Below are 20,822 nucleotides of genomic sequence, written 5' to 3'. Positions count from 1 at the left end.
CGCGGCCTCGGGATCATCGCTGGTGCGACTCGGTCAGTTCGCGCCGAAGGGGCGCAGGCGGCCACCCCTGCGGGCGATCAGGTCGGCGCAGATCGCCGCTTCCTCGGCCGGATTCTCCGTCGCGGTGACACTGGCGGCGGGCGACGGGGTTTCGGTGTCGGTGAGTCCGGCGCGGAGCATGGCGGCGGCCCATCGCAGCGCAAGCAGTTCATGCGCACGGCATTGCGCCGCGACGGTCTCGGCCAGTTGGGCGGCCGGATCGCGCTGTCCCGCAGCCGCGTACGCCGCGGCGAGCAGGAGGCGGGATTTGATCAGGTGCCGCGTCGAGGGGGCGCGCTCGGCCAGCGCGACGGCGGCGCGCGCGTGTTCGAGCGCGGAATGTCCACCGACCAGTGCGGTTTCGGCGCAGACCCAGTGCCAGCGGATCCAGGCGCGCCAGCGGTGCGGGTCGGCGGACATGGCGGTGCGGGTGCGGTACAGCAGGCGGGCGGCGAGCGCGAGGCGGCCGGTGCCGAGAGCGTCGGCGGCCAGGCCGGTCAAAGCATCGCAGAGCGCGTCGCGCGCATCCGGTGCCGCATGGCTCGGCGGCGGACCTTCGAGCAGCGGCGAATCCGCCTGCGGCACCGGCGGGCTCGATACCGGGCAGGGTGGGAGCGGGGCGAGGGCGGGTAGCACCAGGGCGACGGCACGGCCGTCGTGGGCCGCCGCGCGCGCGTGCCAACCGAGTTGGCGCAGCAGCGACCCCTCGGTGGCCGCGGCGAGCGATCCGAGGACCGGATCGGCACTGCGGCGCGGAATTTCGCGCAGCAGCGCGCGGGCCGCCGCATATCTGCCCTGGCCGCCGAGAATTACTGCGCCGTACCAGGAATCGAGAGCGTCGGCGGGTTCGGGCAACTCGGTAGCGGCGCGACCCGGATCGGGTCCGAAGGCGGCCGCGACGAAGCCGGAGCGCGGCGAATCTGTCGGTGGAACTGGCGCGAGCACCGCCGAACTCTATCCCGCCCGCGCGTGGCCGCAAACTATCAGCTTTTCAGCTCGCACACCATGTTTCGATCGCGTAAATATCGTCACGCCAATGCGGATCAACCCGGAGGACAAATTCGGTCGCGTCTCGTGCAATTAACCTGCGCGCCCCGATTCCGCCATCTGGAACCACCCGAGCACCGCACGCCGGACCGTCGACCCGAGCGGTGACGGTGCGATACCGCCGGGTCAACACTCTGCGACTTCCGGACGAAAAGTGGTCACCACCTGCGAGAATGTCCACCTGATGAGCGCATGACCGATCGATCGGCCCTTGGTCAACCGAACAGTATCGCCGGAACCAATGCTAAAAGTAAACAGCTCCGAGGTTAAATTTGGTCGCCAAGGATTTGGAAAACTACTGCGCTGAACTATTGACGTAATTTCACGCCGGGACCTAACGTAGCTCATCGCCACGGTCCGCGCCGCGCGAAATTGCAGCGACCGCAACGGACGAGGCGGGGCACGGCCCTGGCGCGTCCCGCGGGCGAGTGGCCCACAACCGTTGCAGAAAAACTGCTCGACAATGCCGACGAGCTCGCACCAAAGGAGTTCACCATGCCCATGCCCACCCACCTGCCGGGGCCGAACGCCGATGTCTGGGATTGGCAGATGCGCGGATCCTGCCGTGGGCAGGAATCGTCGGTGTTCTTTCACCCCGACGGTGAGCGTGGCCGGGCTCGCACCGCACGCGAGATGCGCGCCAAGGAGATCTGCCGCAACTGCCCGGTGCTCATGCAGTGCCGCAGTCATGCCCTCAAAGTCAGCGAGCCCTACGGTATTTGGGGCGGCATGTCCGAGACCGAACGCGAGATGCATGCCCGCCGCAACCGCCGCAGGATGACCGTCTGATAGCAAACGGCAATGCCTTCCCATCCGAACGCCTGCGCGCACCGAATTCCAGGCGAACAAACCTTGACCGACAACCAGCCGGCTAACGACCGGCATCGCACGGCTCTCGATTCGCCCCCGAGGTAGGCCGCTGCGGTTACCACCGATTCGCCTACTCGCGACTCCGTCGGAGTCACCCGAACCACCGGTTCGGCGTTTCACCGAAGGCATCGGCGTGTCACGGTGTGTTGTCCGGCCTTTTGCCTGATGTGTCGGAATTTTCGGGAAAGTACCTGGGACACAGGCGGTTTGCCAACAAACCCCCCGCCGCGCGGGAGGTCGCTGTGTCACGCTACGGTAGTGACCGATGACACAGAATGGAGCGTTGTGACAGCGCGGCCACCGGCCGCAGCGGACGATGGGCGACCACCGGCCACAGTGGGCGATGGGCGGCCCTCGGCCGCGGTGGGCGATGGGCGACCTTCGGCCGCGGAGGGCGACTCGTTCCGAAGAGAAGCCTTCCCACCCGGTGTGGATTCTGCGGTCTCGGCGCGCGCCGCCGAAAGTATCCAGCTCGCCGCGCTTTTGCAGCGGTGCGGGCGAGCCGACCAGCAGGCCTTCGCCGAGCTATACGACCGGACCTGCGCCCGCGTCTACGGCCTAGTGCTGCGGGTGCTGCACGATCCCGGATACGCCGAGGAGACGACCCAGGAGGTCTACCTCCAGATCTGGCGCACGGCAGCCAGTTTCGATTCGACAAAGGGATCGGCCGTGACGTGGCTGATGACACTCGCACATCGCCGTGCGGTCGACCGCGTCCGAGCCGAACAGGCCCACACCACCCGCGAGGTCGCCTACGGCATCAGGGTGCTCGGCCACGAGTTCGACGAGGTGACCGAGGAGGTCGAGCGCAGGCTGGAACAGCAGGCCGTCCTCGACGGCCTGGCCACGCTCACCGAGACTCAGCGCGAGGCGATCTCGCTCGCCTACTACGGTGGGCGAACCTACGCCGAGGTGGCGCAATATCTTGGGGTAGGGTTACCGACCGTTAAGTCCCGGATACGGGACGGCTTGACACGACTGAAAAGAAGTTTGGGGGTGACGTGAGATGCACGATGACCGGATCGATCTCGCGCACACCGTCGCGCTCGGATCGATCGACGACGAAGACCAGCACGCGATAGCGGAATTGTCCGACACCGAAGATCCTGCGCTACGTACGGAATTCGTCGCGGCGGTGCGCTCCACCGAGGACGCACTCGCCGCGCTGGCCGAGACGACGGCCCTCGCCCCGCCGTCCGCGCTCCGGGCGCGCTTGCTCGCCACCATTGCCGCTGAGCAACCCCCGGTCGCCTCCTGATGACGCTGTAGACCTGCGCGCGGCCGGAGCCGAAGCGGAGTCGGCCGAACTTCCCGACTTCGCTCGGAATCTCCCCTCCCACCACACTATTCGTCTGCGGAGACCCGCAATAGAAAGGCCCCCGAACCTTTCGGTTCAGGGGCCTTCCGTCCGTTGCCGGACTCAGTGTGCGTGACCGTGATGGCCCTGCTCCGGGGCCGCCGGAGCCGGCTTCTCGACAATGGCGCTCTCGGTGGTGTTCGATGTAAGCCATGTCGGTCATCCGCCCAAGAGCACTGGTAGTAATCAGATTGAGCAAGGTCACCGAGACCACCACATCACCAGAACGCCAGCTAGAAGAGTGTCGCGCCCTCTGTGATCAGCGCGGCTATGAAGTCGTCGGCATAGCCGAGGATCTGGACGTATCTGGTGCCGTAGACCCGTTTGACCGGAAAAAGCGCCCACACCTTGCGCGCTGGCTCCATGGTGAGCGGATGGACGAAGACGGCAATCCGATCCCCTTCGAGGTCATCGTTACGTATCGAGTGGACCGGCTGACCAGATCCGTTCGTCACCTACAAATATTGATGGCATGGGCCGAGGACCACGACATGCTTGTGGTGTCTGCCACAGAACCTCACTTCGACACGTCGCTGCCGTTCTCCGCCGTCCTGATCGCGCTTATCGGCACCGTTGCCGAGATGGAACTAGCAGGAATCTCCGAGCGCAATGCGTCGGCCGCCCGCCACAACATCAAGGCGGGCCGCTACCGGGGATCAACGCCACCATGGGGCTACGCGCCGAGCAACGAGACCGGGGAGTGGCGGTTGGTGAGGAACAAGGATCAATCCGACATCATCAACGAGGTTGCACGCCGCGTAATCGAGGGTGAGCCGTTGCTGAGGATCGCCCACGATCTGACTCGTCGCGGCATCGCGACACCGAAAGACGAGTTCGCCAAGCAGCGTGGGCGCGAAGTCAAGGGCCGTGAGTGGAGCGTGACCCAACTGAAACGGTCACTGCTCAGTGAAACCATGCTCGGGCACGCGGTCTCTGGCGGAACCGCTGTCCGCAACGATGACGGCTCCCCCGTCATCCGGTCCGAACCGATCTTGTCCCGCGAGATATTCGACCGTGTAGCCGTCGAGCTGTCCGGCCGGTCGAAGCGGGGTGAGCCGAACACGCGCACCACGTCTTTACTACTGCGGGTCATACATTGCGGACATCCGTGCTCGCACAAGCAACAGGGCATCGAGTGCCCCGACGACTGCTCGGGCACCTGTGGCGAAGCTGTGTACAAGTTCAACGGTGGCAGCCACAGCCAGTTTCCCCGGTATAGGTGCCGAACGATGACCCGCGCGTTCAAGTGCGGCAACCGCACGATTCGGGTTGACCAAACCGATGCGGCGGTCGAGCAGACCATACTGAGCCTGCTCGGATCATCCGAACGGCTGGAACGCATCTGGGATGCGGGCGAGGACCATTCAGCCGAACTAGCCGACATCAACAACGAACTGGTGGACCTGACCAGTCAACTCAGCGTAGGCGCGTTCCGAGCGGGCACACCACAGCGGGCCAAGCTCGATGCAAGGATCGCGGGCCTCGCCGAAAGGCAAGCCCAGTTGTCCTCTCAGGTAGTAAAACCCGCTGGCTGGAGAATGCTTCCCACCGGGGAGCTGTTCGGCGATTGGTGGAGTCGTCAGGACATCGTAGGTCGAAATATCTGGCTCAGATCGATGGGAGTCCAGGTGCGGTTCAACCGCGACGGGAACCTATACATCGACCTTGGCGACCTGAATACTCTGACGACGGGGCTGAGACCCGGTCCAACCGTGCAGGGTGCTGTTGCGGCTTTCGAGATCATGCAGCGAGCGGGCATCCAAGGAATTGACATGTCCGGTGCTGCCGAGATGCCCACTCCTGCTGAGGGTTACATGTGGATTCCGCTGGATGGCGCGTGGGTCTACGCATCCGAGGCTCTACTGTCAGCAGCACAGGAGCGGCGGGAGTTGCGGGAAGAGAAGATTAGGGCAGATTGGGCAGACGGCCCAGGTGATTGGGATGAGGACTGAGGGCGGGAAGCGTTGTGACCGTGGGTTCTGAGGTTTTGGTGTTGGCGTTGGCGGTGGTGAAGGCGGGTGGGAACGCCATGCTGATCAATGAGGACAACTCGGGGGGTGACTGGGTGTCGGTTGAGGAGGCTGTGGGATCGGGGCGGGCTTTCATGGTGGGCGTGAAGCCGTCCCTCGCGGTGTTCGACCTGGATACTCCCGAGTTGGTGGAAGGTGGTGAGCGGCTTCGGGAGTGGGCTGAGGCCGAGGGGTTGCCGACGTTGCTCGTGGAGTCGGGTCGGGTTGGTCACCGGCATTTGTATGTTCGGTCGGAGTATCGGGACCGGGTTCTCGGGCAGGCTCTTTCGTTCGGTATCTCGAAGGATGCTCACAGGCACAACAAAGGTGTTCGTCCGCCGTTGGCCCCGCACCGTAAAGGCTTGTCCGGGGCTCTGATTGCCCCGGAGACGGTTCAGGAGGCGTTGGAGGTACTTGGTCCTGGAGAGCATGACGATTCGAGGTACAGGAACCTTCCGGCGTGGTTGGTGTCGTTGATCAGCGATGGGGACACCGACGGCCGGTACAGCGGTCGGTCTCCGATGGCGTTGGCGATAGCGTCGGGTCTGCGCCGATGCGGGTACGGGTTCACCGCGTTCCGGGCGGCGATGACCAACCGCGGCAATCGGGGTGGTGCGAAGTATTTCGCGTTGCTCGATGGCGAGGGCAACGAGAACCCGGACGGGTTCCTGGTCCGGGTGTGGGAGAAGTCGGCCGATCAGTGGAGTCCGGAGGAGATAGCGGCCGGTATCGCTGTTGTGCGGGCACGGGTCGGGTCGGTGGCTTGGTCGGGGCGGACCGGGAACACGGATCGTTCGGTGATGCTCGCATTGTGCGAGCTGGGTACCACGTCGGCCACGACCGCTATGGCGTTCGGTGTGCGGCGTATCGCCGAAGCGGCGAACCTGGGCAGCGACAAGACGGTCCGTGGAGCGTTGGGCCGGTTGGTGGATGCCGGTTGGTTGATACGGGAGAAGGCGAGTGATTCCGGTGACGCGGATACTTTCCGGTTCGGGCCGGAAACGGGCAAAGTTACCGCACTTATCTCGTCCCCCCATATAGATAAAAGAACTATGTGCGGTACTGATGACCATATTGGTGATGATCGTGTGTTGATGCACCCGGTGTTCAGGAATGGGTCCGGGCTCGGTAAGAGCCGGGGCCGGACATGGTTCGTATTGAATCAGATGGATAATCCGGCAACAGTAAAGGAAATCGCCGAAGCGGTCGGCGGTGACCGCCGGACCATCGACCGGCATCTGAATGTCTTGGCTGATCATGGGTTGGCGGTGAAGACCGGTAATAAGTGGGCGGCCACGGGGGACTACCACCGTTTGGATGAGTTGGCTATCGAGCTTGGTGCAATAGACAGGGTTGTTCAACAGATGGAGTCGCATGAGCGGCAACGGCACGGGTACCGGACCGCGCTGCGGTTGGCGAAGAATCCGCAGAGTATCCCACCGGTCGATGCCGATGATTCGGCAGAGGAAGACATGCGGGATTGGCAAGAGGAACAGGAACTGCTTCATCACTTGGGGTTGCCGAGCGAACTCTACCCGTAAGCGTGCGATGCTGATTGCCATCTCTGACCGGCTATTATAGGAATTTCACCTGCAAGTCCTACCAATGTTGAACATATTCGTGACATCTCGAAATTGATCCTGAGCTGCGAAGCTCGCAGTCTTGTGAGCCACTAGGTTTTTAGCGGATCGGCTAAAACGGCTGGTCAAGTCGATATTCTGGTTCGTGGGTGACTTCTACGCCGCAGAAATCGGTTCAACCGGAATATCCAGGCCAGTCGAACTAGGAAACCTCGATTCCTTATGCTCGAGACCTCACGCCGATGATGAGCTACGGCATATGGAGGCGGTTCCGAATCCCGCCGAATCGGGCGGTGCGCTCAGCGGAGAACCAAGATATAGACGTGACACGCAACTTTGGGGTATCCCCCAAAGTTCCCGGCACCGAACCGGCAGAGGATTTCGAGCTGACCAGTCATTTCCTGCGATCCCAGGAAACGGCCAGCCGGCGGCGGACCTGCCCGTGTTGACTACCACCTGTCCCGCTTGCCGCGTATACGGTCGCGGAACGGCGACCGGAACAGGCCGTACGTTGGGCATAAATCGAAAACACGACCATGTGTATGCACGGGTGGGCGTATCACCCTCAAGCCCATATCAAATGTCACCCCTCAGTCATACGGGTTAGCGTCGCGAGCAATGGGGGGTGCGGGAGGGGACAGGGGGCACTTAATCGATTCATGCCTCGTTCGCCGCCCAGCGGTGACGCCAGGGGCCTTTAATCGGGTCTACCGTGCCGAAGGTTTTCGACCGGGGGGAGATATGCCCATGGGCCTGAAAGGGGGCGGCGCGGGGCGGGGCGGGCCGCTCCCCCTGGGGTGGTCTCGCATCCTCGAGTCGGCGGGGCGGGGCTATTCGCCGGAGAGGTACCGGTAGACGGTGGCTCGGGAGCATCCGAGCATCTTCGCGATGTCCGGTGCGCCGATTCCTTTCTCTTTCAACTGGCGGGCCTTGGCCGCGTCGGTGTCATCGACCTTGCGGGGTCGGCCGCCCTTGCGGCCGTTGGCTGCTGCGGCTACGAGTCCGGCGCGGGTTCGTTCGACCATGGTGTCTCGTTCGAGTTGAGCGAACGCTGCCATGACCGTGAGCATCGCCTTGCCCATCGGTCCGTCGGTGTGCAGTCCTTCGGTGAGGCTGCGGAAGCCGATACCGCGTTCGGTCAGTCGCTCGATGAGCTGAAGGACGTGAACCGTGTTGCGGCCGAGCCGGTCCAGTTTCCACACCGCCAGCACGTCACCCTCGCGGAGGTGATCCAGGCACCGATCCAGTTCGGGACGTTCGGTCTTCGTGCCGGAGACGCCGTGATCGGTGAACACCCGTGCGGTACCCGCTGTCGCGAGCGCGTCGAGTTGTAGTTGGGGGTCTTGGTCGGTGGTGCTGACTCGGGCGTATCCGATGAGGGCCACTGAATCCGTTCCTGTCTCATTATCCCGTCGATTCGATCGTTTTGAGACTACAGGTTTCGAGACGGGTTTTCGAGACAGTTCCGGTCGCGGAAACCGCTGGACGGCAACCGGTGTCGGCGCTGGGGTGTCTCGTCGCAACAAACGAACGTTTTCGAGACACCCGTGAGCACTCCATGTCCACAGGGAACTTGGGGGGGTCTGCCCAAGTTCTCTAGAGAACTTGGGCGTGCTGCCCCATGTTCTCCGGAGCACATGGGGCTGAAAGGTGGTTAGCGGTTCAGCGGTGGTGGCTACTCATGTACTTCGTGAGTCACATTGCCGGACAGTGTGTTCAGGATCTGGTCCATCTTGGCATCCACCGCATCGAACCGGGCATCCAATCCGCTGATCCGCTCGCGGAGGTTGCCGAACTCCGCCAGCGCGGCGGTGTGCTGCTCTGTCCGGTCCTGGCCGAGGTGTGCCACAACGGATTTCAGTGCATGTAGTTCGTTTTGGGTGCGGAACATGGAGGCTTCCAGGCGGGTAATGCGGTGGTGGGTCGTATCGGTCATCGCGTGGTTCTTTCTCGTGTCGTGTCTGCCGGTGTCAGTCAGTCCCTGGTGCGTTCGATACCCCGACCGCCGATGTCCCGACTCCGCCCTTTGGCTTGCGGGGGTTCTCCCGATTCCCGCTCGCGTTCGTTCTCTATCCCCGGTGCTTGTTGGAGTTGAACCAGTGCGGCTATCTCGGGTCGTATGCCGCGTTCTTCCAAAGCCCTACCATAGGCTTCTCGGGCTTCTTTCTCTTTTCGCTCTTTCTCGGCCGCTTCGCGCCGTTGGTCCTCGCGCCGTACAGCCAGCGCAATACTGTTCAGATCCCGAACTACATCCTTGCGCTGCTCTTCCCGCGACAACTCGAAAGCGAGTTCCATATCACGGGCCTTTTCCTTTCCCAAGCCGAGCGTCCCGAGCATGGCTCGGGTTTCTTCCCGTTCCTGATCGCGGACCAGATCCAGGTTTCGAGTCAATTCCTTGTGAGTCTCGTAGAGCCGGTCGGCATCGGGTACTCGACCGACCTCACGATCCTTCCCCAACTGCTGTGCCTGGGCTCGAATATCTTTATTCAACTGCTCACGCATCCGTGCGGCCTGCTCGCGCTGCCGGGCTTGCTCCTGTTCCCTGGTCTCCCGAGCGTGCTCGGCCCTTTCTCGGGCTTCGACCCGGCCGCGCTCGGTGGCTTCCCGGAACTGTGGCCCAGTTGTCCGAAACAGCTCGGAACGCTGCTGCGCCTTAACGATCTGCCGAATATGTTCGAGTCGTTGCCGTGCGCGTTCCGCGCGGTTCAGCTCGTAGGCTCGCACCAATTCGAGTTGCTGGCCCGGCTCCCTTTGTAGTCCCCGCGCCCATATCTGGCGGGCTTCTTCACGGGATATGACTTGGTGAACATATCGCCCAGGGAAATCGCGAAGCATTTCATTGATGAATTCGCGAGCCTCTTTCGATATGTATTCTCCTTCGACGGTTCGCAGCGTGTGATTTGCCACTATCCCGCGTTCGAGGAGGATGCGATCGTTTCGCATCTCTTTCATGTCGTTCGGGCCTCGGACCGCGCCGGACTTGTCCTCGATACTGAGATAGGCCCCATCCTTGACTTGTGCTTTATCGAACCGGCGAACCTCGTTCCGCCCCGGCACCGGCACCTCTACCTGTGGTGTGTAGCCGCGCTCACGGTCGCGGAAGAATTCTCCGGTTCCGTTCTCGAAGATCCTTCCGCGAGCCTGACTGTCGTACGACCGCCTATCCGCGTCGTAGCCGTCACCGGCCATAGCGGCACCGCCCCCGAATCCACGCGACTAGAGAAAAGGCGGATGATCGGGAAGGTTCCGGCGCAGATCGGCGAACGACCCATCTTCTTTGCGCAGCTTCCAATACGCGGGCGCGACCAGATCAACGATGTTCAGAAACTCGGTTTCTACAACGTATTTCACGAGCAGTTCGGCCGTGCACGTCTTCCAGCCAGCGAATCCGAACGCCACGGCCGGTTTGATGCCGTTATAGAAAGAAAAACCGTCGTAGTCGTTGTACCCGGCCGGAGTGTCCTTGTGTTTAGCGAGGTCAACCCATTGTGCGTCCAGGTACCTTACGAACCATTCCCCGATGAAACACGCGAGCTGATCGATGCGATCGGCGTTGGCGGGCAGGGTCACGGACTCCATGTCCGGGAACAGCTCGGCAATGACCTCGCTGACCTGAATTGCGTTATCGGACTCGAAATCCCACGGCTCGGATGGCAACGCCGGAAGCCCCGCTCGGCCCAGAAGCTTCCGGATCTGCGCCGCGCGGCGCTTCGAGTCCACCCACGTCTCCCAAGCGGTCCGCTCGGCGACATCCACACCGAAATCGAAACCTATTTGTTCATCGCCTGTCATGCTCTACCCTTCTCGTCGCTTCCGGACTCGAACGTTCCAGTATCGGTCATCGCGACCCGTCAGCCGCCGAGTTCCCTGCAATGCAGGGCCAAGTCGCCCGACAGATGCCCAGTGTCGTTGTGCGCGATCAGCACCGCGCGCCGCGTGCCCGCCGCCCAGGGCGACGGTTCGATACACCACCGAGTGATACCGGTGTGGTCTATCACCATCTTTGTTCGGGTGCGGGCATCGGCAGACAGGCCCAAAAGCACCTCGGCGCTCGCGGTGATGTTCTCCACCGACCCGAACAGCACCACATGTTGACCGGCGTGCGTCTCGACAAGGCGCTCCAGCGCCACCCGGATAGACGCCCGGTAGCGGTCCCTGGTCTCCGCACCGGCCGCTACCGGAACGTCCCTCCGCTGCAAGAGCGGATTCTCCCACCGAAGGCGACGCAGCGCTGTCCAGGGCATCCCCTCCGCCGCCCCGTACTGGTGATACCGCCACGGCTCCAGGAATTCGACCTCGAGACCCAGCCGCCGCGCGACCGGTTCCGCCGTCTCACGCACCCGCGCCACACGAGTCGAGTAGACGGCGCTGATCGGTTCCCGATGGTGCTCGGCACGTAGCCGAGTCGCGAGGTGCAACGCTTGCTCACGCCCGCGCTCGGTCAAGCCCGCACATGTCTTCTCGCCCCGGATGGTTCTCTCGATATTCGACACGGCTTCGGCGTGCCGGATAAGTGTCAGCCTCACACTGGATTTCGCGCCCGTCATGGCCTCCACTCCGACCGTACGGGCCAGTACCTCAGTCCAACGTCGCGCCCCACACGGACCTCGCGCCGATCCACACGCAGCATCCTCGCGATGATCACCGCAGGCACCACCACCGCGACAACCGTCGCCATTCCTTCCAGCAAGGTCACGACTCCACCGCCTCAGCGGATGCAGGTTCACGCATTCTTCTTCCTTCTTCTTCGTAATTGTTTGTCTCGCAACTGGTTTCACGGTTCGGACCGGTCATCGCGCTACGCCGAGTCCTCATGCGCCCCCACAGGGTGATCGCCGCCTGCCGCCAGTACCGCCACTCCACCACCAGCCCCGCAGCCGTAGACATGACCACCACGTACAACTCTTCCCAGGTCACGACCGCACCGCTTTCACACCGCCCGACTCGACGGCCCTGCGCGCAGCGGTGGCAGCCAGGTACTCCCTGCGGGCCGACTCCACCGCATCCCGCAGAGGCCCCACCAGGGGCGCGCGCGCCTTATCCCAGGCTTTGGCGGCACGCTCCCACGCCTTCCGGGCACGGTGGCAGCGACGGACAACGGTCACCCAGGTCACGACCGCATCTCCGGATTTCTGGACGGACCGGCCCCCGCTTTCGCAGCCAGGAGTTCAGTGACGACCGCCTCCATGCACTCCCACACCGGTCCCTCGACCGGACGGCCAGCTACGTGCCAGGTGTCCAGGGCCTCGAAGTACTCGGTCACCGCCCGCGCGAGACGGGAATTCACAGCGACCCCGCTTCGATCCGAGTGAACCGCGCCCGTGGCTCCATCACCAGCACATCGGCCAGGCGCATCAGCGCCTCGGGCGGCCGACCACCCTCGAAATGCTTCAGGCTCGGCACGATCACGGCAGGCACACCCGAATTCGCTACCAGAGCGATCAGGGCTCGTTCCGAAGCGAACGGGTCGGACACCGCCATCGTTTTGGTGTAGCTGTATCCGAAATCACCTGCCGCACTCCGCATCAGGGGCTCTATCGCCTGCTGGCGGATACCGGCAATGTCACGGCGCAAATACCCCAGCACCTTCGGGAGACTCACAATGCCCCCTCGGGCGCGGCCTTCGCCGCTGCGAGGCCGTCACGCAACATGTACAGGATCTCTTCCAAGGTGCGGCCGGTGTGGTCGGCCACAGGCAGGGCAGGCAATACCGAGATCGGTTCCAGCGGTGCAGGTTTCGCCTCTGGCTCCCAGCCGAGAAGGCGGATCAACACGTACGTAATCAGCCCTTCCGAAGGGGCCTCGAAGACCTTCCCGTTGCCGGTTCCCATCGGAGTCTGCGCTCCTCGAATGCGTGCGACCAGTGCAGGATTCGGCGTCTCAGACATGGGCTTCCACCCTCAGTACACATGCGGTGATCGCCACGAGCACCACACGCAAGGACGGCAGAGGCACGTCCACGGCGGGTGGCACCACCCATTCCCGCCGCTCGACCCCCGTGTCTACCGGGGTAGGCAAATCAATTTCCAGCCCAGCGCAGAGTTCCCCAACACCGCACCCGCGCAGGGATCGATACAGCTTGGCGATAGACCTGTCCAGATCAGGGCGTACCAGCACCGTCCAGCGGTTGTTTTCAGGGTCGCGCAGGATCGGCCCGCACCCTCCCGTGACCCGTGTGAGATGCTCTCGCAGCCGCTCACCCAGATCACCCGGCATCACCACCGCCCCGAGCCGGGAAGATGTCTGCACGGTGATTCGGCCCGTGTCGGGGCTGAGTGTCACGGGGAAACTGAAAATGTTGTGGTAGTGGGTGTATCGCGTTTCCGGCGTATCTGCCGTGTCTGCTTCGGTTGCCATCGATAGACCTCGGATCGCACTCGCAGTGAAGTTGGCGTGCGCCCGGCCCCGGTGTCCCCAGGTACAGGGGTCTGAAGGGACGGGACAGACCCCAACCACCGGGCGCAGGTCAAGCAGACCCGAGACAGCGATTCTGGGAACTCAATTTTGGGATTCCCGGAAAATTAGAGCGAAAGCCCAGGACATGGACCAAACAGAGTGCAAGGATTTCCCAGATCGGGAAGCTCTCAGGACCAGGATGGGAACCACAGTGACGGACCAGATCGAAGAAGATGGCAGCACACTGCCCCGGCGGCAACTCGGGCGGTACCTTCGCGACGCACGAGAGTCCCTGGGGATGTCACTGGTTGAAACCGCGAGGCTCATGCAATGGGGCAAGTCCTCACTCCAGCGACTGGAGAAAGGGGAAACCGAGAGGATCCGAACCCACGACGTTGCCGTCCTATGCGGAATCCTCCAATTGAACCCCCAACAGACCTCGGACCTGATGGCCCTGGCCGAACAAGCGGCAGTCAAGAACTGGTACCAGGAATACGGCTCGCTGATCTCTCCGAATTTCGATGTCTACGTCGGCTTGGAGTCCGCTGCCCGCGAGATGGCCTCGTATCAGCCGTGCACCATTCCTGGCTTGCTACAGACTCCGGACTACGCCCGGACACTCGATAGCCTCTACTTCCCGGACGAATCCGACAGCGAGTTGGATCGACGGATTGAACTTCGCGTCCGGCGACAAGGCGTGATCACCCGCAGCATCCAACCGGCATCACTTACTGCGGTCCTGCACGAGTCGGCGATACGGACGGTGGTTGGCTCACGCCTGGTGATGGCGACTCAACTTCGGCATGTCGCAGATCTGAGTGGTCAGCCAAACATCCACATTCGGATACTGCCGTTCAGGGCGGGACTACCCGTTGGCATCTCGACCGGTCCGTTCACCATCTTGGAGTTCGGGGTTGGCAAGAACGGGCGGTCAGCGGAACCTCCGCTGGTCTATGCAGAGGCGTTCACCGGCGCAATGTACATCGAGAAGCCAACCGATGTGGACCGGTACCGTAAGGCATGGGCGAGGACCGAGCATTCAGCGATGGACGTCCGGCCGAGTCGAGACCTGTTGCGTGAGGTAGCAAGGGAGTATGAGAGTGAACGTTGACCAGTCCGGAGCAGAGTGGTTCAAAAGCAGCCACAGCGGCGGCGGGCAAGATTGCGTGGAGGTAGCACACCTCGACGGGGGCATGGTCGGCGTCCGGGACTCTAAGGCCACTGGAGGCCCTGCCTTGGTCTTCACCCCGTCTGAGTGGAGCGCGTTCGTAGCGGGCGTGCGTGACGGCGAGTTCGACCAGCCGTAGCCACAAGCCACCACGCAGGCCCTGGCTCATGCCGGGGTCTGTTTCATTTGGGCCGAAATCGGCTTCGGCCGGTAGGTGTGTGGTTCCCGGCTGTGCACGGGTAGAGGCTTCTGTCCCGACAAGACAGAAGCCCTCTGATCATCCGCTCCGACCAGAGGGCTTCTCGCCTTGCACTACATCAGTGCTGGTGACCGTGACCGTGGCCGTGGGTGTCCACTTCATGGCTTACACGCTCGACAATGGCGCTCTCGGTGGTGAGCACCATGCGCGCCACCGAAGCGGCATTGACGACCGCCGAGCGGGTCACCTTCACCGGGTCGACCACGCCGTCGGTGAGCAGATCACCGTAGGTGAGGGTGGCGGCGTTGAAGCCCTCCTTGCCCTCGGCGACCTTGCTGACTACGACCGCGCCGTCCAGGCCCGCATTGGTGGCGATCCAGAACAGCGGCGCCTGCAGCGCCCGCCGGACCACCTCGACACCGACCGCCTCGTCGCCGGACAGGGAGTCCCGCAACTCGACGAGCTTGGCCGCCGCCTGCACCAGCGCGGTGCCGCCGCCGGGCACGATGCCCTCGGCCACCGCCGCCTTGGCCGCGTTCACCGCGTCCTCGACCCGGTACTTGCGCTCCTTGAGCGCGGTCTCGGTCGCCGCGCCGACCTTGATCACCGCGACGCCGCCCGCCAACTTGGCCAGGCGCTCCTCGAGCTTCTCCCGATCCCAATCCGAATCGGTGGCCTCGATCTCGCGGCGCAACTGCGCACCGCGGGCCGCGATGTCCTCGGCCGTGCCCGCGCCGTCGATGATGGTGGTCTCGTCCTTGGTGACAACCACGCGCCGCGCGGTGCCCAGCAGTTCGAGACCCGCCTCGCGCAGGGTGATGCCCAGGTCGGGATTGATGACGGTGCCCGCGGTGACCACGGCCAGGTCGTCCAGGAAGGCCTTGCGCCGGTCGCCGAAGAAGGGGGCCTTCACCGCGACGGCCTTGAGGGTCTTGCGGATCGAGTTGACCACCAGGGTGGACAGCGCCTCGCCCTCGACATCCTCGGCGATGATCAGCACGGCCCGACCGGATTCGGCGATCTTCTCCAGCAGCGGCAGCAGATCGGGCAGCGAGCCGACCTTCTCGCGGTTCAGCAGGATGTAGGCATCCTCCAGCACCGCCTGCTGGGTCTCGGGATCGGTGACGAAGTAGGGCGAGAGGTAACCCTTGTCGAACTGCACGCCCTCGGTGACGACCAGTTCGGTCTGCAGGGTCGAGGACTCCTCGACGGTGACGACGCCGTCCTTGCCGACGGTGGTCAGCGCCTTGCCGACCATCTCGCCGATCTCCTCGTCGCGCGAGGACACGGTGGCGACCTGCGCGATGGCCGTCGCGCCGGAGACCGGCGTGGCGGCGGCGAGCAGCGCCTCGGACACCGCGTCGGCGGCCTTGGCGATACCCGAGCCGACCACGATCGGATTCGCGCCCGCCGCGATGTTCTTCAGGCCGCCGCGCACCAGCGCCTGGGCCAGCACGGTGGCGGTGGTGGTGCCGTCGCCCGCGACGTCGTTGGTCTTGGTGGCGACGCTCTTCACCAATTGCGCGCCAAGGTTCTCGAACGGGTCTTCCAGGTCGATGTCACGGGCGATGGTGACGCCGTCGTTGGTCACCGTCGGGCCGCCGAATGCCTTGGCCAGCACGACGTGGCGGCCGCGCGGACCGAGGGTGACCTTCACGGCGTCGGCGAGCTTGTCGACACCGCGCTCCAGAGCCCGACGAGCCTTCTCGTCGAACTCGATCTGCTTTGCCATGTGGTTTGCTCCTGTAGGGGTTACCGGCGCTCAACGCACTCCGCCCCGGGTCGGGAAGGACACCGGGGCGGAACGCATGTGCCTGATCGGCTACTTGGTGACGACGGCCAGGATGTCGCGCGCCGAGAGGATGAGGTACTCCTCGCCCAGGTACTTGATCTCGGTGCCGCCGTACTTGCTGTAGATGACGACGTCGCCTTCTTTGACGTCGACCGGGATGCGGTCGCCCTTGTCGGTGACGCGGCCGTCGCCGACAGCGATGACGGTGCCCTCCTGCGGCTTCTCCTTCGCCGTATCGGGGATGACCAGGCCGGAGGCCGTCGTCGTCTCGGCCTCGTTGGCCTGGACGAGGATCTTGTCCTCGAGCGGCTTGATGTTCACGCTCGCCACGTTGAGCCCTCCACTTTCAGGGGATTTCGGTCGTCCGGGACTGTTGTTCCGGACCATCGGTTCGGTCTCGATGCTGACCCTGCGCATAGCCCCGTCGTCGCGGGTGCCGGGACCCCTGCCCAGTGGTCAAACTGGCACAAGCACCTAAACACAGTGCCGACTAGCACTCTATACACGCGAGTGCCAGCGCTCAAGGCCGGGCACTGCCAGTGTTCGATTTGTCATCGCCGCAGGGCGCGCTTGTGACTGCCGCAGGGCGCGTTTGTCACTGCCGCAGGGCACGTTTGTCACTGCCACAGGGCGAGTTGTCACTGCCGTACGACGCGCTGCCATTGCCACGTTGTCATTGCCGCACGGCGCGCGGACCCACCGCCGCGGCGCAGACAGGCAAGGGGACCAAGACACGCCAGAGCGGATAACACGCCGTGTGAAGTCGCCGAAGACCTTCACAAAAGATCAGGAAATGAGTAACGTTCGCATAACGGATCGTGACATTATTGACGTCGGTTACCGTCCGGCCGCCAGGTTCGTTACGAACCGGCGTCGCCGGAGCTCGGGGATCGTCACGGCACGCCGCCCGGCTGTCGTCGTGGCAAGCAGCACCACACGTTTCACCGAACAGCTTCACCGAAATTTTCACAAGAGAGCAAGCCAGACGTGATCTCAGGCCGGTCCACGCGACCCACCACGTGGGTGGTTCGGCCCGACGCTCGGGTTCGGCATGCTCCGGCTTCGGCTCCAGCTCTGTGTTCTGTTTCGAAGAAAACGCTCGTCAACCACCAAGCGGCTCTGCAGTTCATTCGTGATGGTCGACCCGACCCCGACCATCCGATCGAAGGGAGGTGAACATGCGAACATCACTCGGCATATCCGCCGGCCACGAGGTCGTGTGCTCGGCGCTGGTCGCCACCGCGACCAATGGCGCGCAGCGTTTCGATTACCGCGTCGTCTCGGCCGACGCGGCGCACTCCGATCTCGGCGACCTGGTCGCCTCCTCCATCGAGCTGATGACCAACCAGCTGCCGGCCACCACCCCGCACGAGGTCACCCGTCCGATCGGAACACGGCTCACCGCACCGCATTTCGACGTCGAACCGGATCCCACCCGTCCGCCCACCAGCGTCGCGGTGGCCTACCGCAGCCGGGAGCAGGCGCAGGTCATCCGGTCGGCCACGGGTAGGCAACGGGAGCTGCGTCTGGTGCCCGAGGGCGTCGCCGCGCTGACCTACCTGCGTCATACGGGCCTGATGGATCGTTACGCCACCATCGCGGTGGTCGACCTGGGCGCGTCCGGTCTCTCGGTCACCGTGGCCGACCTGGCCGACGAGACGGTGCTGCATTCCGAGCGCACGAATATGGTGAGCGGCAATGCGATCGACGACCTGATCTATCACCACCTGGTGGATCTGCACTACGCGCGGCGCGGCACCCGCCCCAATCGCCGCATGCTCACCAACCGCGGTCGCGCCGCCAAGGAGCATCTGTCGGTCGCGCCCGCGGTCACCATCGACCATGTGGCCGGGCAGCCGCTCAAACTCACTCGCGCCGATTTCGAGGAGCTCATCGCCGGATTGCTGCGCGAGACAGCGGTCTTCGCGGCCACGGTCTGTGCCAGGGCGCCGAAGTTCCCGGAGGCCGTCACGGTCATCGGCGGCGGTGCGAATATCCCGGCCGTGCTCACCACCCTGCGCCACCGGCTCGACGTCCCGGTCGTCACCGTGCCCGATCCGGAGGCGGTCATCGCCAAAGGCGCCGCGCTGGTGGCGGATTCGATGGCACCCGCGGTTTTGCCCGCCGCCGGATCCGGTTCGGAGGCCACCATCGGCACCTTCACCAAGGTGGTCGGCACCCTCGCGGGTGCGATCGTGGTGGTGGGGTTGGTGATCGGTTACGGCGTCAAGGAGTTCGCGCCCACCTCCGAGGATCATCCGATCGTTCAGGTCGGCACCTCCACCGGCACGAGTCAGCCCGCGCCGCCGGTGAGCGCCACCCCGTCCTCGGGGTCCGTCGCGGGTGGCACCGGCACCCCCGACCCGACCACCAAACCCACCGGCAATCCGTCCTCGGTCCCACCCGATCAGGGCAGGCCCGCGAGCAGGCCGGGTTCGAATGCGCCCACCTCCGGCGTGAGTCAGCCGACGCTGCGCCCGGATCCGAATCTGCCGCCGATTCCGTTCCCGGAGTTGCCCGGCCTGCTCGGGCCGCTATTGGCCCCTGTCGTCCCCGTGCCGGGCGTTGGCGGGTCGTCCGCATATCCCGCCGAGCAGAGCATCCCGAATCCCTTCCAGGCTCCGGCGCAGTTGCATTTTCCGGTTCCGCGCACGGGTTCCGCCGGAAATGCGCTGCCGGGGTTCGGCACTCAGCTCGACCGATAGGTCCGGTCGAAGGTGGATCGGGCCGCGGTTCGGGGCCGATGCCCGTCTCGAAACACCGGGACTTCGAGACGGACCCAGCCTTCACTATGAGAAGTGTTGCGACTCAGGCGATTTGACTGACGGAGACGGGCAGGCCGGGATCGGTCGCCACGGTCAGTGGGGAAGGTTGGGCGCCGCCCGCGATCACATGGGCGCCCAGTGCGGCGATCATCACGCCGTTGTCGGTGCACAGCCGGGGTTTGGGAACGCGCAGGGTCAAACCCGCGGCCGTGGCGCGTTCCTCGGCCATGGAGCGAATGCGGGAATTGGCGGTCGCGCCGCCACCGAGGACCAGGGTGTCCACGCCGACATCCTGCGCGGCGCGGATCGCCTTCATGGTGAGTACATCGGCCACCGATTCCTGGAAGGAGGCGGCGATATCGGCGATGGGCAGTTCGGTGGCGGCCAGACCGTCGCGCTGCGCGGCCTCCACATACCGGGCGACCGCCGTCTTCAGGCCGGAGAAGGAGAAGTCGTAGCGCGGGTCGCGGGGGCCGGTCATCCCGCGTGGGAAGGCGATGGCGCGCGGATCGCCGCCCTTGGCGGCCGCGTCCAGGGCCGGACCGCCGGGAAAGCCGAGACCGAGCAGGCGGGCGGTCTTGTCGAACGCCTCCCCTGCCGCGTCGTCGACGGTGCTGCCCAGTTCGACAATGGGTTCGGCCAAATCGGTGACGTGCAACAGGTGGGTGTGCCCGCCGGAGACCAGCAGCGCCACACACGGCGGCATCGGGCCGTGCTCGAGGGTGTCCACCGCGACGTGGCCGCCGAGGTGATTGAGCGCGTAGAACGGCACATCCCATGCCGCCGCATATGCCTTGGCCGCGGCGACACCCACCAGCAGCGCGCCCGCCAGACCCGGCCCGATGGTGACGGCGAGTGCGTCGGGTCGCTCGATGCCCGCGGCGGCGAGCGCCCGGCGCATGGCGGGCACGATGGCCTCCAAGTGTGCCCGCGAGGCGATCTCCGGCACCACACCGCCGAAGCGCGCGTGCTGGTCGACGCTGGAGGCGACCTCGTCGGCCAGCAGTTCGCAGCGGCCGTCCGGGTGGCGGCGGACGATGCCGACTCCGGTTTCGTCGCAGGAACTCTCGACGCCCATGATGATCACGAATGCACCTCGTCGGGCTGGTTCGGTGCCCGGTCCACGGGCGGGAACGGGGTCAACTCGGGGCGACGCATGGTGTAGGCGTCGGCGCCGCTGGGCTGGTAGTAGGACTTGCGCAGGCCGATGATGTGGAAACCGTGCTTGGCGTACAGGGCGATGGCGGGCGCATTGTCGGTGCGTACCTCGAGGAAGACGGGTCCGCCACGTCGGCCCGCCTCGGCGAGCAGCGCCTCCAGCAGCATGGTGCCGATACCCGCGCGATGGCAGTCCGGGTCGACGCCGATGGTGTGCACCTCGGCCTCCGGATGCTCGGCATCGCCGAGGAGGGCGACACCGGCATAGCCGACCATGCGACCGGATTCGTCGCGGGCGGTGAGGTAGCGGTTGTGCGATCCGGCCAGTTCGGATTGGAAGGATACGGCGGGCCAGGGGTCGTCTTCAGGGAAGAGCAGTTGCTCCAATTCCACGCAGCGCTCGATATCGGTGAGCCGCATCGGCTCGATACGGATCGCCACC

Annotated in this window: 22 protein-coding genes; 8 read left to right on the top strand and 14 right to left on the bottom strand. The window is 64.5% G+C overall.

The annotated features are described in order from the left end of the window. Positions 1–33: 33 nt before the first annotated feature. Positions 34–984, bottom strand: coding sequence for a hypothetical protein (locus tag D5S18_RS23740; RefSeq protein ID WP_120043284.1), 951 nt, complete (start codon positions 982–984; stop codon positions 34–36). Positions 985–1,581: 597 nt separating this feature from the next. Here D5S18_RS23740 and D5S18_RS23735 point away from each other — a divergent pair. The 5 genes from D5S18_RS23735 (at position 1,582) to D5S18_RS23715 (ending at position 6,863) form a co-directional block, all read left to right on the top strand. Continuing rightward, positions 1,582–1,875 carry a WhiB family transcriptional regulator gene (locus D5S18_RS23735; protein WP_120043283.1) on the top strand — a complete coding sequence of 98 codons (294 nt, stop codon included), beginning with the start codon at positions 1,582–1,584 and terminating at the stop codon, positions 1,873–1,875. 510 nt (positions 1,876–2,385) lie between these two features. Continuing rightward, complete coding sequence (locus D5S18_RS23730) at positions 2,386–2,961, top strand: sigma-70 family RNA polymerase sigma factor (RefSeq protein ID WP_120043282.1); 576 nt, start codon at positions 2,386–2,388, stop codon at positions 2,959–2,961. Position 2,962: 1 nt separating this feature from the next. Next, positions 2,963–3,214, top strand: a complete 252-nt coding sequence (locus tag D5S18_RS23725) for an RskA family anti-sigma factor (protein WP_120043281.1) — start codon at positions 2,963–2,965, stop codon at positions 3,212–3,214. A gap of 251 nt (positions 3,215–3,465) precedes the next feature. Further along, entirely contained in the window at positions 3,466–5,265 is a 1,800-nt protein-coding gene (locus tag D5S18_RS23720) for a recombinase family protein (protein WP_120043280.1), read from the top strand. A 20-nt stretch (positions 5,266–5,285) separates the two neighbouring features. Further along, complete coding sequence (locus D5S18_RS23715) at positions 5,286–6,863, top strand: bifunctional DNA primase/polymerase (protein ID WP_147404116.1); 1,578 nt, start codon at positions 5,286–5,288, stop codon at positions 6,861–6,863. A gap of 869 nt (positions 6,864–7,732) precedes the next feature. Here D5S18_RS23715 and D5S18_RS23710 read toward each other — a convergent pair. From D5S18_RS23710 to D5S18_RS23670, 9 genes are all read right to left on the bottom strand, one after another. After that, a complete protein-coding gene (locus tag D5S18_RS23710) occupies positions 7,733–8,287 on the bottom strand; it encodes a recombinase family protein (RefSeq protein ID WP_120043278.1) in 555 nt (184 codons plus the stop codon). 290 nt (positions 8,288–8,577) lie between these two features. Continuing rightward, positions 8,578–8,838, bottom strand: coding sequence for a hypothetical protein (locus tag D5S18_RS23705; protein ID WP_120043277.1), 261 nt, complete (start codon positions 8,836–8,838; stop codon positions 8,578–8,580). 38 nt (positions 8,839–8,876) lie between these two features. Continuing rightward, entirely contained in the window at positions 8,877–10,091 is a 1,215-nt protein-coding gene (locus D5S18_RS34520; RefSeq protein ID WP_147404114.1) for a hypothetical protein, read from the bottom strand. A 27-nt stretch (positions 10,092–10,118) separates the two neighbouring features. Beyond that, entirely contained in the window at positions 10,119–10,694 is a 576-nt protein-coding gene (locus D5S18_RS23695) for a basic helix-loop-helix domain-containing protein (protein WP_120043275.1), read from the bottom strand. A 59-nt stretch (positions 10,695–10,753) separates the two neighbouring features. After that, on the bottom strand, positions 10,754–11,428 hold the full coding sequence (locus D5S18_RS23690; RefSeq protein ID WP_158607942.1) for a histidine phosphatase family protein: 675 nt from the start codon (positions 11,426–11,428) through the stop codon (positions 10,754–10,756). Between the two features lie 166 nt (positions 11,429–11,594). Further along, positions 11,595–11,819, bottom strand: a complete 225-nt coding sequence (locus D5S18_RS34515) for a hypothetical protein (RefSeq protein ID WP_147404110.1) — start codon at positions 11,817–11,819, stop codon at positions 11,595–11,597. A gap of 366 nt (positions 11,820–12,185) precedes the next feature. After that, the gene (locus D5S18_RS23680) at positions 12,186–12,503 is read right to left on the bottom strand and encodes a hypothetical protein (protein WP_239003963.1); all 318 of its coding nucleotides are present in this window, start codon (positions 12,501–12,503) and stop codon (positions 12,186–12,188) included. After that, positions 12,500–12,790 carry a hypothetical protein gene (locus tag D5S18_RS23675; RefSeq protein ID WP_147404108.1) on the bottom strand — a complete coding sequence of 97 codons (291 nt, stop codon included), beginning with the start codon at positions 12,788–12,790 and terminating at the stop codon, positions 12,500–12,502. Before D5S18_RS23675 ends, D5S18_RS23680 begins: the two co-directional genes overlap by 4 nt. Further along, the gene (locus D5S18_RS23670) at positions 12,783–13,259 is read right to left on the bottom strand and encodes a hypothetical protein (RefSeq protein ID WP_120043270.1); all 477 of its coding nucleotides are present in this window, start codon (positions 13,257–13,259) and stop codon (positions 12,783–12,785) included. The genes D5S18_RS23675 and D5S18_RS23670 overlap by 8 nt, the downstream gene beginning before the upstream one ends. A gap of 250 nt (positions 13,260–13,509) precedes the next feature. On the opposite strand from D5S18_RS23670, the gene D5S18_RS23665 reads away from it, so the two are divergent. After that, complete coding sequence (locus D5S18_RS23665; RefSeq protein WP_239003962.1) at positions 13,510–14,409, top strand: helix-turn-helix domain-containing protein; 900 nt, start codon at positions 13,510–13,512, stop codon at positions 14,407–14,409. Beyond that, positions 14,393–14,605, top strand: a complete 213-nt coding sequence (locus D5S18_RS23660; RefSeq protein ID WP_120043269.1) for a DUF397 domain-containing protein — start codon at positions 14,393–14,395, stop codon at positions 14,603–14,605. Before D5S18_RS23665 ends, D5S18_RS23660 begins: the two co-directional genes overlap by 17 nt. Before the next feature lie 178 nt (positions 14,606–14,783). On the opposite strand, the gene groL is transcribed toward D5S18_RS23660, so the two are convergent. Together groL and groES are read right to left on the bottom strand one after the other, a co-directional pair. Beyond that, positions 14,784–16,397: a chaperonin GroEL gene (groL, locus tag D5S18_RS23655; RefSeq protein ID WP_120043268.1), complete on the bottom strand. Its 1,614-nt coding sequence runs from the start codon at positions 16,395–16,397 to the stop codon at positions 14,784–14,786. A gap of 90 nt (positions 16,398–16,487) precedes the next feature. Continuing rightward, positions 16,488–16,787 carry a co-chaperone GroES gene (gene groES / locus D5S18_RS23650; protein ID WP_120043267.1) on the bottom strand — a complete coding sequence of 100 codons (300 nt, stop codon included), beginning with the start codon at positions 16,785–16,787 and terminating at the stop codon, positions 16,488–16,490. An 848-nt stretch (positions 16,788–17,635) separates the two neighbouring features. Between groES and D5S18_RS23645 the strand changes: the two genes are divergently transcribed. Next, a complete protein-coding gene (locus tag D5S18_RS23645; RefSeq protein ID WP_120043266.1) occupies positions 17,636–19,162 on the top strand; it encodes a DUF7159 family protein in 1,527 nt (508 codons plus the stop codon). Positions 19,163–19,265: 103 nt separating this feature from the next. On the opposite strand, the gene tsaD is transcribed toward D5S18_RS23645, so the two are convergent. Both tsaD and rimI read right to left on the bottom strand, forming a co-directional pair. Next, positions 19,266–20,309 (bottom strand): tRNA (adenosine(37)-N6)-threonylcarbamoyltransferase complex transferase subunit TsaD, encoded by a 1,044-nt coding sequence (tsaD, locus tag D5S18_RS23640; RefSeq protein ID WP_120043265.1) that lies wholly within the window; start codon positions 20,307–20,309, stop codon positions 19,266–19,268. Next, positions 20,306–20,821 (bottom strand): ribosomal protein S18-alanine N-acetyltransferase, encoded by a 516-nt coding sequence (rimI, locus tag D5S18_RS23635; RefSeq protein ID WP_120043264.1) that lies wholly within the window; start codon positions 20,819–20,821, stop codon positions 20,306–20,308. The genes tsaD and rimI overlap by 4 nt, the downstream gene beginning before the upstream one ends. Between the last annotated feature and the right edge of the window lies 1 nt (position 20,822).

The sequence above is a fragment of the Nocardia panacis genome (genome assembly GCF_003598715.1).
GTDB lineage: Bacteria > Actinomycetota > Actinomycetes > Mycobacteriales > Mycobacteriaceae > Nocardia > Nocardia panacis.
Note: the sequence above shows the minus strand (reverse complement) of the source record. Positions and strands in the feature narration are given on the sequence as shown.